Consider the following 13,475-nt stretch of genomic DNA (forward strand, 5'->3'; position numbering starts at 1 on the left):
GGATGGGGTGGCGTTACCTGCATGGTACATATGTACCATTCAGATCATAACGAGTCCGTTAATTCGTCAGGATGGGGTGACGCTACCTGCATGGTACATATGTACCATTCAGATAAAAACGAGTCCCTTTGTCATTAGGCTCCTCGGCGAGTAGCTCTAACATATGTAGTAAACAGATATCTCTGGCCCTTTATGGGCACCTAAAAACCCCTGCGGGCCCTCCATCACGGAGCGGCCCGTTTTCATTTGTATCACTGGCACAGGTCAATAGACCAAGGCCATGTGACGCGAGCGAAAACAGCACTTTTTGCCGGTCACATGGGTTCCTTTGGACCTTTTGACTGGTCGCGTCAGTGTACCTTGCCCTATTGACCAGGAGGAGACTATGGCACTGGTGGGATATGCACGTGTCAGCACTGTGGGGCAGAGCCTGGATGCCCAGCTTCAGGCACTGGCCGAGTGCAGCAAGATATTCCAGGAGAAAGTGAGCGGGGCCAAAGATGACCGCCCTCAGCTCTCGTTGATGCTGGATTTTGTTCGTGAGGGAGACGTGGTGATGGTTACCAAGCTGGATCGCTTGGCTCGCAACACTCGTCACCTGTTGGAGATCTCGGAGTACCTGCACGCTAAGCGGGTTGCTCTGAGGATTTTGAATCTGGGTATCGATACCTCGACACCTACCGGAAAACTGATGCTGACCATGATCGGTGCCATCGCCACGTTTGAGCGGGAGCTGATGCTGGAGCGTCAGGCAGAAGGGATTGCAATGGCAAAACAGCGTGGGGTCTACAAAGGTCGCAAGCCGACTGCTATGGCTAAAGGGGAGGAGGTGCTGTCACTTGCTGAACGGGGACTAGCTAAGGCCGAAATCGCACGCCGGACGGGGATCAGTCTCTCCAGCGTGCAGAGGATCTTACGTGGGATGGAGGTAAATTCAATGGAATCATAGGCATGTAGGACAATGTCCACTCTCATGAAAACGGTATCAATCACATAAATATATCTGCAGATTCTTTAGTATTTCTCCTTTGGAGCGGTCTATTGAATCGTTATGAAAATATAGGGAACAAGGAGAAACTGATGACAGTTCGTTCGTGGGTATGCATAGGGGTTTGTCTGGCTCTTTCGGCTTGTGGCGGCGGAGGGGGCAGTGACAGCGATAACACCAACCCTCCGGCCGTTAAATCTTCTATCCAAGGAAAGGCCATCGATGGTTACATCAAGGGTGCCACAGTGTACCTGGACCTGAACTTCAACAAGCGGCTCGACGCAGGCGAACCCAGCGCTGTCACCACAGAGCTCGGCGATTACCGTATGGAGCTTACCGGTGCCCAAGAGCAGTGTGCCGAATACGTGCCTCTGGTTGTGGACGTACCTGTTGGTGCGGTTGACCTTGATACTGGCGTTGTCGAGCAGGCATACCAGATGGTTCTGCCTCCCAAGTTTACCCCGATCTCCAACGATGACCTCCTCCACGTTACTCCGCTGACGACTGTCCTTTGGAGCGATGTGGAAAAGCAGTTGGCCAGCGATGGTGCTCTGACTTGCCAGTCAGTCATGGCCGACCAGCTGAAGCGAGAGAAGATCGCGTTCGAGCTGCGAGAGTCTACCAACCGCGTGATCAAGCACTACAACATCTCAGAAAAGAAGCTGTACGCTGACTACATCGCTTCTGGGGATTCCGAGACTGCTACTTTGGCGATGGAAATCGTCCGAGGTCTGCAGGCATCATTCGGGGAGACTGAAGTATTGAAGAAGCAGCACCCAGATGCGTTCTATGCCTATGTGGACTACCACATCGGTGACAATCGCGACCTAGATAACGCCTACCCCAATGCCTGGTATCGTGAACAGGGTGTCTATTGGGATGATCGTGCAGTTACTCAGTTGGCAAAGGTATCCTCTGACTTCACGCAGGTGATCCGCCAGCTGGCCTACAGCGAGCGTCACTTCCGCAAGACTGCTAGCTACAAGTACGTCAACGAGTACAGTTTCGAGTCTAAAGGTGGGGATGACTCTCCGTATGCCTGTGGTGTGCAAGAGGCTATCGAGCATGTAGCTGGTAACAAACTGTATGAGTTGTCCAACTTGGTGAACTTCCAGGCTAATAGCTTTGAAGAGTGTGCCATCGACAACTTGGTTGATGTGGTAACGCAACGCCATGTAGCCGTAGAGGTCACTAATGGTGACGTTAAGTCCACCGGTGAGTTCATCTACGACCGCCAAGCTGGCAGCTTCCCCTTCCTGAACGACTGGATTGATGTGGCTGATACTATCGATGCCCTCAATATGGCTGATCTGGGGTCTGCTCTGGAACAGCTCCCGTATGGCTTCGAAGACCAGACTATCGAGCCAGATGCCCGTTTCTGGGCGAAGACTCAAGTCACCACAGACACAACCGGGGTGAAAACTGAAGTTCGCTACAACGAGCTCGGTCACTATGTCAAAACCGTCACTCAAGTAGACGGCACCTATACCACCGAGTGTGGTACTGATGGTGTGATATGGGGAACATGCAGCTAATAACAACCCAGGGAGCCCTTGCCGGGCTCCTTTTTAGCAGGTTTTGACTGGGTCAAGCCAGTAGCGGTGCTTGGCTCGGCAACCACGGCACCATGATTGTATCCTGGTTACACCAGCCATCCGTCTGAATCCGAATTCTCCTGCCCGATAGAACACATGAACGCCAGCCTGTTCTGAACAGTTCGGGCAGCTTTTGAGTTTCTGCCCGTTTTGATGGAACACAACTGAATGGTTGAGGGGCTGGCCACAAGAACACTGGTCGGTCATCGATGAACTCACTTCCGGCGGTTGTCGGTTTCTTTGGCTACCCCTTTGAAGGGCTCCCCACCTTGTTTCTGCTCGATAAACTTGCCGCTATCCGTATCGCGTTTCGTCCAGTTCCCATTAACCGGGTTCTGCACTTGGGTACGGTTGTTGACGGAACCTTGTCGATAGCCTTTGCCTGTGTTCGTAGCCATATGTCACCTCGGGTTTAAGTGAGACCCAAAGTTACCATTAGATTTCGTTTTGCTCAATATTGGGTTGATTGTTGAGCTGTTGAGGGAGGGGATGGGGCCTGTAATGAGGTGCTTGCAGTGTGCGGGGGAGGGCGGGTAGGATTGCCCTGTTTGTTACCCATTTAAGCATGTCCACTTGATGTGGATGACCGTACTTCTGGCGGGTTCTCGCTTGTTGAGGTTTCAGAACACTGTGATGGCAATCAGTTCCATCCCCAAGTGCCTGATTTATTTGGGCTCGCATTGATAACTCGTCAACCTGGTCAGGACCGGAAGGTAGCAGCCAAGGCGGGGGACTCGAGTGCCGGGATGTGGCTGGTAGGGCCACCACTTGTTTCTGCAATTCAATAAGTTACAGCTAACCCCCCCCCCTTCAGACCTCTTGGTAATCCACTTTGTGTGGATGGATCAGGAATCTTCATAGTAAATCTCAGGCTCTCTCCGCAAGGTATCTGGTACGACCGCAATGTGACCGTGCTCCCCTGTGGCCGCTGCAAAGACATCAAGACATCTCTCCGTATTCGGAACAAACTCGTCGTATGTGAATAAATAAAGCTGGCTGCGGCCCCGTCGCCCATGATGGTCATGGTGCAACCAGTTACACACAAAAGGGCCTTCTGTGTCAGAAGGCCCTTTGTCATTTATGCAAACAGCAGTTGGGTCAAGTAGCCCATCATGACGGCCATCCCCAGAATGACGGTGAGGAATGCCACAATCATGGGTGTTCTGAACATCGACTTGAGCAGGATCACCTCGGTCAGGCTGGCTCCCGCACTACCGATAATCAGTGCCATCACCGCCCCCATGCCCATTCCTTTGCCCAGCAATACCGATGCCAGAGGGATAACGGCTTCTGCCCGGATATAGAGCGGAATACCCACAACTGCGCTGAACGGGATCGCCAGCGGGTTGTCTGCCCCGGCGTGGGCCGCTATCCATTCGGCGGGGATAAAACCGTAGATAAATGACCCTATCAGCACCCCCAGCAACAAGTAAGGCAGTACCTCTTTGAATTGTTGCCAGGCATCGATACGCGCTTTGGCGAGGGCCGTGGAAATGGCCGGGGCCTGGGTCAGTGCCGCAGTGCCATCTGCGCAACAAGAGAGAGTGGGTGCGGTCTCATCGGGTTGCGCAGTACAGCAGGATGCCTGAGCCTTTAGCGGTTTGACGGACTTGATAGTATTGCTTGCACAGCAGGTGGTTGCACTCACACTAGAAGGTTCACTTGTCGTGGCGCCACAACCGGTGCCGCAGCTACTTTGCTTGGCCTCTTTGGGGTCAATGACATGGCGCTCAAACCCCAGCATGTCCAGCAGCATACTCGCCAGCACCGAAACGCCGGCTGCAATCACGGCATACAGCACCGTCACTTTCCAGCCGAAGGTGGCCCACATCAGGCCGACGATGATCGGGTTAAGCAACGGCGAGACAAACAGGAAGGTCAGGGTTGGCCCAAAACCGGCTTTGGCAGACAACAGTCCGCGCAGCATCGGAATGGTTGAGCAACTGCAAAAGGGCGTCAATGCACCCAGTGCCGCAGAGATTAAGTAGCCCCTTCCTTTTCGTGCTCCCAGCATGGCCTGGATTTTGGCATCGGGGATCTTCTGGCGGATCAAGCTGACCCCGGCACTGATCACCAGAAACAGCACAGAGAGCTCGAAGGCCAGGAACAAAAACATCTGAGATGCATCTGTCAGCATGGTTAACCAGTCATTCATTTTCATACCCTCTTTGGTTTACTATATTTCTAAAATAATCGAAACATTGGGGTGGTCAAGATATTTCTGGTATTATCGAAATATGTTCCATCAAGGAGAGTGATCTATGGAGTTGGAAGAAGTTGCCAAGGCACTGAAAGAGCTGGGTCATCCGACTCGGTTGTTCATTTTCAAGCATTTGGTCAAGGCGGGAGAGCAGGGCCTGCCTGTCGGAGAGTTGCAAAAGCAGCTCGCCATTCCCGCATCGACCCTGAGCCACCACATTGCCGCGCTGGTCTCGGTTGGTCTGGTCAAGCAGAACAGGGAGAGCCGTACTCTGCTGTGCGTCTCTCAATACGAAGTGCTGGAAGAGATCATCGCGTTTTTCCGTGAAGAGTGTTGTGTAAACAGCAACTGTACCTAAATACATCAATAGCAAGGTTTGGGTGGGTTGATTATTTCAACTATTCTTGTATAGTTGTAATCATGAAGTGAATGAGGAGGTTCAAATGAATAAAGATATAGCCACTAAAGTCTTCGAGTCTCTCGCATCCGGTATCCGCCTCGATGTATGGCGTCTGCTGGTCAAGGCAGGGCTGGAGGGGATGGTCGCTGGCCAGCTTGCCAGTGAACTGGATATCGCCCCGAACACTCTTTCATTCCATCTGAAAGCCATGCTGCATGCAGGCCTTGTCTCGGTGGAGCAAGAGGGCCGTTTCTTGCGTTACCGCGCCAATATTCCCCTGATGCTCGACTTGATCGGTTACCTCACCGAGGAGTGCTGCGCCGGTCATCCGGAAGCCTGTGGGGTGATGAGGGCGGAGTCTGGCTGCTCACCCCATGTATTACCTGCGCAGCCATGCTGCAATAAGGAGTAGACCATGAGACTGATACAAGTATTCGACCCGGCCCTGTGTTGCTCCAGCGGCGTCTGTGGCACAGATATTGACCAAAATCTGGTGATCTTCGCTGGCGATGCCGAGTGGCTCAAGCAGCAGGGGGCTTCACTGTTTCGGTTCAATCTGGCGCAGCAACCTCTGGTATTCGCCGAGACCCCGGCAGTGGCTTCCTTTCTGGAACTGTCCGGTGAAGAAGGGCTGCCGGTGACCCTGGTCGATGGCCAAGTGGTACTCACCGGTCGCTATCCCAGCCGCGCTGAACTGATCCGCTATGCAGGACTGGCGCTACCGAAAGCACCAGAAAGTGAGGGTGCCGAAGATGAACAGCCAGCAGCCGAGCCCAACAAAGCCGGTGCCATCAAAGGGATCGTCAAGAGTGGCTGCTGCTCCGGCAGCAGTGGTTGTTGCTAAACGTTACCGCCTTGCTGGCAAGTTCTCTGTTCGGTCAATTGCCTCGTTCTTCCTGATAGGAGTCTCTCATGTCCCCGTTGCTGAACTACTCGTTTCTCAATGATGCGCCCCCGTTTCTCTTTTTCACCGGCAAGGGCGGGGTGGGTAAAACCTCGCTGGCCTGTGCCAGTGCGGTTGCCTTGTGTGACAGTGGCAAGCGGGTACTGCTGGTCAGCACGGATCCGGCATCAAACGTAGGCCAGGTGTTCGACACCCAAATAGGCAACAGCATTACCGCCATCGCGGCAGTCAGTGGGTTGTCAGCACTGGAGATTGACCCGCAAGCCGCTGCAAAGGCTTATCGCGAACGTATCGTTGGCCCGGTGCGCGGCAAATTGCCCGACAGCGTGGTGCGCAGCATTGAAGAGCAGCTCTCCGGTGCCTGCACCACAGAGATTGCCGCCTTTGACGAATTCACCGCGCTCTTGACCGACAGCAGCCTGGTGGGGGAATACGACCACATCGTGTTCGATACGGCACCGACCGGCCACACCATCCGTCTGTTGCAACTGCCGGGGGCATGGAGCGAGTTTCTGGAGCAAGGCAAGGGGGATGCTTCCTGTCTGGGGCCTTTGGCGGGACTGGAAAAACAGCGTAGCCAATACGCAGAGGCTGTTGCGGCCCTCTCAGATGCTGGGAAAACCCGGCTGATCCTGGTCGCCCGGGCGCAAGCCTCAACCTTGCGAGAGGTGGCGCGTACCCATGATGAGCTGGCGACCATTGGTCTTGCCAATCAGCAGTTGGTCATCAATGGCATCTTCCCGCAAAGCGAGCTGGCGGATGACCTCTTGGCGACAGCCGTATGGCAACGTGAGCAGCAGGCGATGGCTGATATGCCAGCGCTGCTGGCAAGGCTGCCACAAGACAAAGTGCCGCTGTTGGCGACCAACCTGGTGGGGGTCGATAGCCTGCGCCAGTTACTGGGTGCAGCACCGGTTACTGGGACTGATGAGGTTGATAGCACAACCACTGAACTACATCCCGGTTTGAAGCAACTGGTCGATGAATTGGCCAGCGATGGCCACGGGCTCATCATGCTGATGGGCAAGGGCGGTGTGGGTAAAACGACCCTGGCTGCGGCAGTGGCCGTTGAGCTCGCCAGTCGGGGGCTACCGGTTCATCTCACTACGTCAGATCCCGCAGCCCATCTGGGAGAGACCCTGGCTGGCGCCTTGCCCAGCCTGGAGGTCAGCCGTATCGATCCCCACGCCGAGACCGAGCGTTACCGGGCTCAGGTGCTGGCCACCAAGGGGGCGAGTCTGGATGCCCAGGGGCGCGCTCTGCTGGAAGAAGATTTGCGTTCCCCCTGTACCGAAGAGATCGCCGTGTTTCAGGCCTTCTCGCGGATCATTCGTGAGGCGGGCAAACGCTTCGTGGTGATGGATACCGCCCCCACTGGCCATACCCTGCTGCTGCTCGATGCGACCGGTGCCTATCACCGGGAGATTGCCCGTCAGATGGGGGGTAAGGGGATGCACTTCACCACCCCCATGATGCAGTTGCAAGACCCGAAACAGACCAAGGTGATGATCGTTACCCTGCCCGAACCCACTCCGGTACAGGAGGCTGCCAACCTGCAAGCCGACCTGCGCCGCGCCGGTATCGAGCCATGGGCCTGGGTGGTCAATCACATGCTGGCCCCAGCCAGCGTCACCTCGCCACTGCTGGCCCAGCGAGCGTATCGCCAGCAGCCCCATATCGACGCGGTCAAGCAGGAGCATGCCAAGCGTTATGCCGTGGTGCCCTTGCAGGCCGTCGAGCCAGTGGGCGTGAAAGCGCTGCAAGCGTTGTGTCACCCTGTCCACAGGGCGGGGTGACATGTACCCGCGCGAGTTTACTGCCAAGGTGCAACCAACAGGGGCATTTGCCCGGGTTGAGTCCTTTGTTTCATCCACCCCTCATGGAGTCTCTTGATGAGTACCAACGCCTGCTGCGATCTGCCCGTCAGCAAAAAAATGAGCTTTCTCGACCGCAATCTGACCCTCTGGATCTTTGTCGCCATGGCCATAGGGGTCGGGATTGGCTATCTGTTCCCTCAGGTGGCCCAGTGGAACGAGGCGATGTCGGTTGGCACCACCAATGTGCCGCTCGCCATCGGCCTTATCCTGATGATGTATCCGCCGCTGGCCAAGGTGAATTACGGCACCATGGGCGCCATGACCCGCGACCGTCAGGCGATAACCCTCTCACTGGTAATGAACTGGTTGGTCGGCCCCATCCTGATGTTTGTCATTGCCCTGACATTCTTGCATGACTACCCGGACTACATGGTGGGCCTGATCCTGATCGGTCTGGCACGCTGCATCGCCATGGTGCTGGTGTGGAACGATCTCGGCGGTGGCAGCAAGGAGTACGGTGCGGGCCTGGTGGCGCTCAACAGCGGTTTTCAGATCCTCACCTACAGCTTCATGGCCTGGTTGTTTATTACCGTACTGCCGCCGCTGTTTGGTTTGCAGGGCTTCGCAGTGGATATCACCATGCTGGATATCGCCGAAAGCGTGCTGATCTATCTTGGCATTCCCTTCCTGGCAGGCTTCCTGAGCCGTCACTATCTGGTCAAGGCGAAAGGGGAGAAGTGGTACACCGAGCGTTTTATTCCGGCTATTTCTCCCATCACCCTGATTGCCTTGCTGGCCACTATCGTGCTGATGTTCAGCCTCAAGGGCGAGATGATCGTCGAGTTACCGATGGATGTGCTGCGGGTTGCCGTGCCTCTGGTGGTCTATTTTGTGCTGATGTTCTTCACCAGCTTCCTGGTTGGCAAGAAGCTGGGGATTCCCTATGACAAGAACGCCTCCATCGCCTTCACTGCTACCGGCAATAACTTCGAGCTGGCCATTGCGGTATCTATCGCCGTGTTCGGGTTGAACTCGGATCAGGCGTTCGCCGGTGTGATCGGCCCGCTGGTGGAGGTGCCGGTCTTGATCGCTCTGGTCAATGTGGCGCTTAGAATGAAACGCAACTATCTCAACGCAGAGGCTTAATCATGAATAACTCCCAGATCACCATTTACCACAACCCGGCGTGTGGCACTTCCCGCAATACGCTGGAGCTTATCCGTAACTCAGGCGTTGAGCCGACCGTTATCCACTATCTGGAGACACCGCCGAACCGTGAGACCCTGGTTGCATTGATTGCTGCCATGGGCATGCCGGTGCGCGACTTGCTGCGCAAGAACGTGCCGCCTTTTGAAGCGTTAGGGCTGGCCGAGGAGAGATTCAGCGATGACCAGCTGATCGATGCCATGCTGGCTCATCCCATTCTGATCAACCGCCCCATCGTGGTGACGCCGCTTGGCACCAAGCTGTGCCGTCCCTCTGAGTTGGTGCTGGATATCCTGCCGAGCCCCCAGCAAGGGGCCTTCACCAAGGAGGATGGGGAGCAGGTAGTGGATGCACAAGGAAAACGCATCAAGTGACCGAGCCAACCGGTGCGCCACCTTGCCTGATGACGGCATGGCAGCAGCATGAACATGAGCTCTATGGGTGGCTGCTCAAGCAATCTGGCAGCCCGATGGATGCCGATGACCTGTTGCAAGAGACCTTCTTGCGGGCAATCCGCCAGCAGGGCAAGTTCTGCGCCATCGAGAATGCCAGGGCTTGGCTGTTTGAAGTCGCCAGACATCTGGTGATTGATAAAAGCCGCAGACAACGCCCGTTGCTGCCACTATCTGACGAGTTGGCTATGCAGCAGGGTGAGCTCGATGCGGTCGATTCCTTGGCGGGCTGTCTACCCAGAGTGCTGGAGAAGCTTGCTCAGGCTGACAGGGATATTCTCAGACACTGTGATTTGGAGGGCATGAAGCAGGCGGATTATGCCGCCCGATACGGTTTGACCCTTGCCGCCGCCAAGTCGCGTCTGTTGCGAGCCAGAGATCGCTTGCGTCAGCAGCTCTCTCTGGACTGCCAGGTCAGGTTGGATAGCTCGGGGCGGGTCTGCTGCTTCACCCCGGTGGTCAAGTAAGCCATGAACGATGCTCAGCAAAAAGGCCAAGGTGTTCTCCTTGGCCTTTTCTTTATTTTTTCTTGGCTTCGGCCAGGTACTCATCCAGGGTTTCTTGGTTGGCTGCCTTGACCGTCATCCCATTGGGGCCAGCCCGATATGGCTGAACTGGTTTGCCATGTTGGCGTCTCTGGGGGAGATGAGTACCGGGCAACCCGATGTTGCGGTTCGTGAGTCAATATTCAGGAGTGAATGATGAGTTCTCTTGGCATTCAGAAAATCAGGGATGATGCAGTCGAGTGGGCATTAACCCATGGTGTCGCCTTTAAAGCTTCGCTCTATTCTGCCGTGCATACCCCGTTTACCCTGACACCTACCCCGATCAGCCGGGGAGACTACCAGCATTTGAAACGTGCGGCTCAGACCTTGAGCAAACTGATCTATGCCGTCTCTGAGGATCATGGTTTTTTATACGATGCCATTCACCCCATCACGGCAGGCGACCCCTTCTTCTCAGCGCTGCTTGGCATGCATCAACAGATCCACTCATCAGCCACCCCGGCACCCCGGCTGCCACTGCTTATCATGCGCAGCGACTTTATGGACGACCAGCGTGATGGCCACAAGCTGGTCGAGTTCAATGGCATCTCCGCTGGCATGGGGCCATTTGGTCAGCGAATACATGAACTGCACCACTATCTACAGCGGCAATGGCCTGCTGAATATGAGCAGTTGTCACCCGAGGCGATGGGTGAACTTGTCGGCAATGACGCCATTGAAGGGTTGTCAGCTGGCATTGCCGAGGCCACTTTCAAGATCAAGCAGGAGTTTGGCGACCCTGGCCCGGCAAGGTTTTTGATGATAGTGCAGGAGCATGAAAACAATGTGTTTGATCAACACCTGCTTGAGCTGGCACTCCAGCGCAAAGGGATTGAGACCCGGCGCAGAACCTTTCGTGAACTGCATAATCAGCTGAGCACGGGCGCCAACAACCGGTTGATCCTTGATGGCGTTGGCTCTCTCGATACTGTCTATCTGCGGGCCGGATACCAATATTCGGATTATGAGGCAGCCGATCTCAACGAGCAGAGATGCTGTCAGGCGCTGATGGCGACCCGTGTGTTGATTGAGCGACACAGAGTCGCCGTCAATGCCACTGTCGCTCAGCAATTGGCGACCAGCAAGCGAGTACAAATGCTGCTATCTCGTCTGGGAGAAGAGGGGTTCGCTGCATTTGGCCTGACCTCGCAAGAGGCCGATACCGTGAGAGGTGTTCTGGGTGAGATGCATCCTGTTACCCCTGAGAGCATCCACTTTGTAAAAGCAGCGCCCTCCGATAGCTGGGTACTTAAAAACCAAGGGGAAGGGGGTGGGCATTGTCTGTTTGGGGCGGACATCCCGACAAAATTGGCAACGCTTGACCCACTCCAATATCAAGCCTGGTCACTGATGCGCCGCTTACATCCCGTTCCCAGAGCCATGTCAGCCTGGATAGTGCGTAGAGGAGAGCTGCATCGGGTGACGGATTTGATCAGTGAGCTGGGGATATTCACTGTTCAGAGCGATGACCATCCTGCCAGCGCGGCGCAGAGTTTTGCGGGATATCTCATTCGTAGCAAATCGGCCAAATCAACAGAAGGCGGCGTTCATAGCGGGCAAGGTGTCCTTGACTCGCTGGTATTCAGTGATTGATGGAGCAGAGTGCAGGGCTCAAACCATGAGATCACTGCGCTAGCAAAAAAAGACGGAAAATATGCGCATCCTTTGCGGACATGCAACGTCTTCTGGATAACACCGATGTTGATGGAGCCATTATGTTTCAGATTTTCACCGATCTTGCCAGCTGGCTGGTCTATCAGCAGTTGGGCCTGAGCCCACAAACCAAGCTGGGGGATGCGCTGCATTTCTTCGTGGAGGATGTGAGCAAGATCTTTGCCCTGCTGCTGGTGATGATATACATCGTGGCCATGCTGCGGGCCTCCCTGAATGTCGAACGGGTGAGGGACTATCTGGCAGGCAAGCACAGAGGGTTGGGCTATCTTCTCGGCTCCGGCTTTGGAGCCATCACCCCCTTCTGCTCCTGTTCCAGTATCCCGGTGTTCCTCGGCTTCACTTCAGCCGGTATCCCGCTCGGGATCACCATGGCCTTTCTCATTACCTCACCGCTTATCAACGAAGTGGCCGTCCTGTTGCTGGTCAGTCTGCTGGGCTGGAGGTTCACCCTGATTTACGTAGTGGTCGGCATGGCGGTTGGCATGCTGGGTGGGGCCTTTCTGGACAAGATCAAGGCCGAGCGCTGGCTGGCCGATTTTGCCGCCGAGGCCCTCAAGCAAGGGCAGCATCAGCAAGGCGATACCGTCCAGCTGCATGCCGATGCCCCGAGCCTCTCGCTGGCCAAGCGCCATGCCTTTGCCAAAGAGGAAACCCTCACCATCTTCAAACGGGTGTGGCTCTGGGTCATTGTCGGTGTGGGGCTCGGTGCCGCGCTTCATGGCTTTGTCCCTGATGGCTGGATTGCCTCACACCTTGGTGCCGGTCAATGGTGGTCAGTTCCGGCTGCCGTGCTGATCGGCATTCCCCTCTATTCCAATGCGACCGGGGTGATCCCGGTAATGGAGAGCCTGATCGTCAATGGTTTGCCCATCGGCACCACACTGGCATTTTGCATGAGCACGGTGGCGGCCAGTTTTCCTGAATTTATTCTGCTCAAACAAGTGATGAAGTGGCCATTGCTGGGCACCTTGCTGCTGGTGCTGCTGGTCTCCTTCACGCTGGTTGGGTGGGTGTTTAACTTCGTATCGCCGTTAATTTCTTGATGAGGAGTATGAGATGAAACAGGTAAAAGTGTTGGGCATGGGCTGCGCTAACTGCAAGAACACCGTTCAACTGATCCAGCAGGTGGTGGATGAGCTGGGGGTCGAGATCCAGCTTGAGAAAGTCGAGTCATTGCCCGAGATCATGAAGTACAAGGTGATGTCTACGCCAGCTGTCGTCATCGATGACAAGGTGGTACATGCAGGTGGGATCCCGGCCAGAGAGGCAGTGCAAAGCTGGTTTTAAATAGGCAAAAAACAGGTGTTCAGGGAGGCAGCATGGCCTCCCTTTTTTTTAAATAAATTGTTTTTAATCAAGTTGTTATAAACACCCTGGCGGTGTCTGTGAATGATGTCCCTTGGCTGCACCTGGCTATGCGTTTTCACAAGCACGAGGAACGCTAGGGGCGGTGCGCGTTTCATTGATCCCCATCGAATGCAGGTACTCACACATACATTAAGGTTTTTGCGTATTTCTTTGATCATACCCACATCATCATCATTGGTATGGGCCTATGGTTTTTGGATAACTCACCGAGATGAAGGAGTATCCGTATCATGATGCAAACTCATGAAATGAATCGCCCCCAGTTCCCTAGACACCTCACAGCCTTAAAATGAGGCAACTATTGGAGGTGTTATGACCCGTCAGCG

The 13,475-nt window shown here is 55.0% G+C and carries 14 protein-coding genes and 1 other RNA gene; 13 read left to right on the plus strand and 2 right to left on the minus strand.

What is annotated here, in order from left to right; all coding sequences use genetic code 11:
* Positions 1–385: 385 nt before the first annotated feature.
* Positions 386–949 carry a recombinase family protein gene (locus OKC40_RS20230; protein ID WP_042657743.1) on the plus strand — a complete coding sequence of 188 codons (564 nt, stop codon included), beginning with the start codon at positions 386–388 and terminating at the stop codon, positions 947–949.
* 131 nt (positions 950–1,080) lie between these two features.
* Positions 1,081–2,523 carry a hypothetical protein gene (locus tag OKC40_RS20235; protein ID WP_182969086.1) on the plus strand — a complete coding sequence of 481 codons (1,443 nt, stop codon included), beginning with the start codon at positions 1,081–1,083 and terminating at the stop codon, positions 2,521–2,523.
* A 275-nt stretch (positions 2,524–2,798) separates the two neighbouring features.
* On the opposite strand, the gene OKC40_RS20240 is transcribed toward OKC40_RS20235, so the two are convergent.
* Complete coding sequence (locus OKC40_RS20240; protein ID WP_182969085.1) at positions 2,799–2,981, minus strand: hypothetical protein; 183 nt, start codon at positions 2,979–2,981, stop codon at positions 2,799–2,801.
* A 269-nt stretch (positions 2,982–3,250) separates the two neighbouring features.
* On the opposite strand from OKC40_RS20240, the gene ffs reads away from it, so the two are divergent.
* An RNA gene (gene ffs, locus OKC40_RS20245) (signal recognition particle sRNA small type) lies at positions 3,251–3,344 on the plus strand.
* A 317-nt stretch (positions 3,345–3,661) separates the two neighbouring features.
* Here the strand turns inward: ffs and OKC40_RS20250 are convergent.
* Entirely contained in the window at positions 3,662–4,738 is a 1,077-nt protein-coding gene (locus OKC40_RS20250) for a permease (protein ID WP_270796747.1), read from the minus strand.
* Positions 4,739–4,844: 106 nt separating this feature from the next.
* Between OKC40_RS20250 and OKC40_RS20255 the strand changes: the two genes are divergently transcribed.
* The 10 genes from OKC40_RS20255 (at position 4,845) to OKC40_RS20300 (ending at position 13,068) form a co-directional block, all read left to right on the plus strand.
* Positions 4,845–5,141 (plus strand): ArsR/SmtB family transcription factor, encoded by a 297-nt coding sequence (locus OKC40_RS20255; protein WP_042657746.1) that lies wholly within the window; start codon positions 4,845–4,847, stop codon positions 5,139–5,141.
* An 85-nt stretch (positions 5,142–5,226) separates the two neighbouring features.
* Positions 5,227–5,595, plus strand: coding sequence for an ArsR/SmtB family transcription factor (locus OKC40_RS20260; protein ID WP_270796749.1), 369 nt, complete (start codon positions 5,227–5,229; stop codon positions 5,593–5,595).
* 3 nt (positions 5,596–5,598) lie between these two features.
* On the plus strand, positions 5,599–6,027 hold the full coding sequence (arsD, locus tag OKC40_RS20265; RefSeq protein ID WP_270796751.1) for an arsenite efflux transporter metallochaperone ArsD: 429 nt from the start codon (positions 5,599–5,601) through the stop codon (positions 6,025–6,027).
* 68 nt (positions 6,028–6,095) lie between these two features.
* Complete coding sequence (gene arsA / locus OKC40_RS20270; RefSeq protein ID WP_270796752.1) at positions 6,096–7,883, plus strand: arsenical pump-driving ATPase; 1,788 nt, start codon at positions 6,096–6,098, stop codon at positions 7,881–7,883.
* A gap of 96 nt (positions 7,884–7,979) precedes the next feature.
* On the plus strand, positions 7,980–9,050 hold the full coding sequence (gene arsB / locus OKC40_RS20275) for an ACR3 family arsenite efflux transporter (RefSeq protein WP_042657749.1): 1,071 nt from the start codon (positions 7,980–7,982) through the stop codon (positions 9,048–9,050).
* A 2-nt stretch (positions 9,051–9,052) separates the two neighbouring features.
* A complete protein-coding gene (gene arsC / locus OKC40_RS20280) occupies positions 9,053–9,484 on the plus strand; it encodes a glutaredoxin-dependent arsenate reductase (RefSeq protein ID WP_270796753.1) in 432 nt (143 codons plus the stop codon).
* A complete protein-coding gene (locus OKC40_RS20285) occupies positions 9,481–10,029 on the plus strand; it encodes a sigma-70 family RNA polymerase sigma factor (protein ID WP_270796754.1) in 549 nt (182 codons plus the stop codon). The genes arsC and OKC40_RS20285 overlap by 4 nt, the downstream gene beginning before the upstream one ends.
* Before the next feature lie 231 nt (positions 10,030–10,260).
* Positions 10,261–11,700: a glutathione synthase gene (locus OKC40_RS20290; RefSeq protein WP_270796755.1), complete on the plus strand. Its 1,440-nt coding sequence runs from the start codon at positions 10,261–10,263 to the stop codon at positions 11,698–11,700.
* 122 nt (positions 11,701–11,822) lie between these two features.
* Positions 11,823–12,824 carry a permease gene (locus OKC40_RS20295; protein WP_270796757.1) on the plus strand — a complete coding sequence of 334 codons (1,002 nt, stop codon included), beginning with the start codon at positions 11,823–11,825 and terminating at the stop codon, positions 12,822–12,824.
* 13 nt (positions 12,825–12,837) lie between these two features.
* Positions 12,838–13,068 carry a thioredoxin family protein gene (locus tag OKC40_RS20300; protein ID WP_058051857.1) on the plus strand — a complete coding sequence of 77 codons (231 nt, stop codon included), beginning with the start codon at positions 12,838–12,840 and terminating at the stop codon, positions 13,066–13,068.
* Positions 13,069–13,475 lie beyond the last annotated feature (407 nt).

This window comes from Aeromonas sp. QDB11 (assembly GCF_027705265.1).
Lineage (GTDB): Bacteria > Pseudomonadota > Gammaproteobacteria > Enterobacterales > Aeromonadaceae > Aeromonas > Aeromonas allosaccharophila.

Coding starts and splice junctions, on each gene's coding strand:
- OKC40_RS20235 (WP_182969086.1), top strand. CDS start 1,081: ATGACAGTTCGTTCGTGGGTATGCATAGGGGTTTGTCTGGCTCTTTCG.
- OKC40_RS20260 (WP_270796749.1), top strand. CDS start 5,227: ATGAATAAAGATATAGCCACTAAAGTCTTCGAGTCTCTCGCATCCGGT.
- OKC40_RS20300 (WP_058051857.1), top strand. CDS start 12,838: ATGAAACAGGTAAAAGTGTTGGGCATGGGCTGCGCTAACTGCAAGAAC.
- arsC (WP_270796753.1), top strand. CDS start 9,053: ATGAATAACTCCCAGATCACCATTTACCACAACCCGGCGTGTGGCACT.
- OKC40_RS20240 (WP_182969085.1), bottom strand. CDS start 2,981: ATGGCTACGAACACAGGCAAAGGCTATCGACAAGGTTCCGTCAACAAC.
- OKC40_RS20230 (WP_042657743.1), top strand. CDS start 386: ATGGCACTGGTGGGATATGCACGTGTCAGCACTGTGGGGCAGAGCCTG.
- OKC40_RS20290 (WP_270796755.1), top strand. CDS start 10,261: ATGATGAGTTCTCTTGGCATTCAGAAAATCAGGGATGATGCAGTCGAG.
- OKC40_RS20255 (WP_042657746.1), top strand. CDS start 4,845: ATGGAGTTGGAAGAAGTTGCCAAGGCACTGAAAGAGCTGGGTCATCCG.
- OKC40_RS20250 (WP_270796747.1), bottom strand. CDS start 4,738: ATGAATGACTGGTTAACCATGCTGACAGATGCATCTCAGATGTTTTTG.
- arsB (WP_042657749.1), top strand. CDS start 7,980: ATGAGTACCAACGCCTGCTGCGATCTGCCCGTCAGCAAAAAAATGAGC.
- arsD (WP_270796751.1), top strand. CDS start 5,599: ATGAGACTGATACAAGTATTCGACCCGGCCCTGTGTTGCTCCAGCGGC.
- OKC40_RS20295 (WP_270796757.1), top strand. CDS start 11,823: ATGTTTCAGATTTTCACCGATCTTGCCAGCTGGCTGGTCTATCAGCAG.
- arsA (WP_270796752.1), top strand. CDS start 6,096: ATGTCCCCGTTGCTGAACTACTCGTTTCTCAATGATGCGCCCCCGTTT.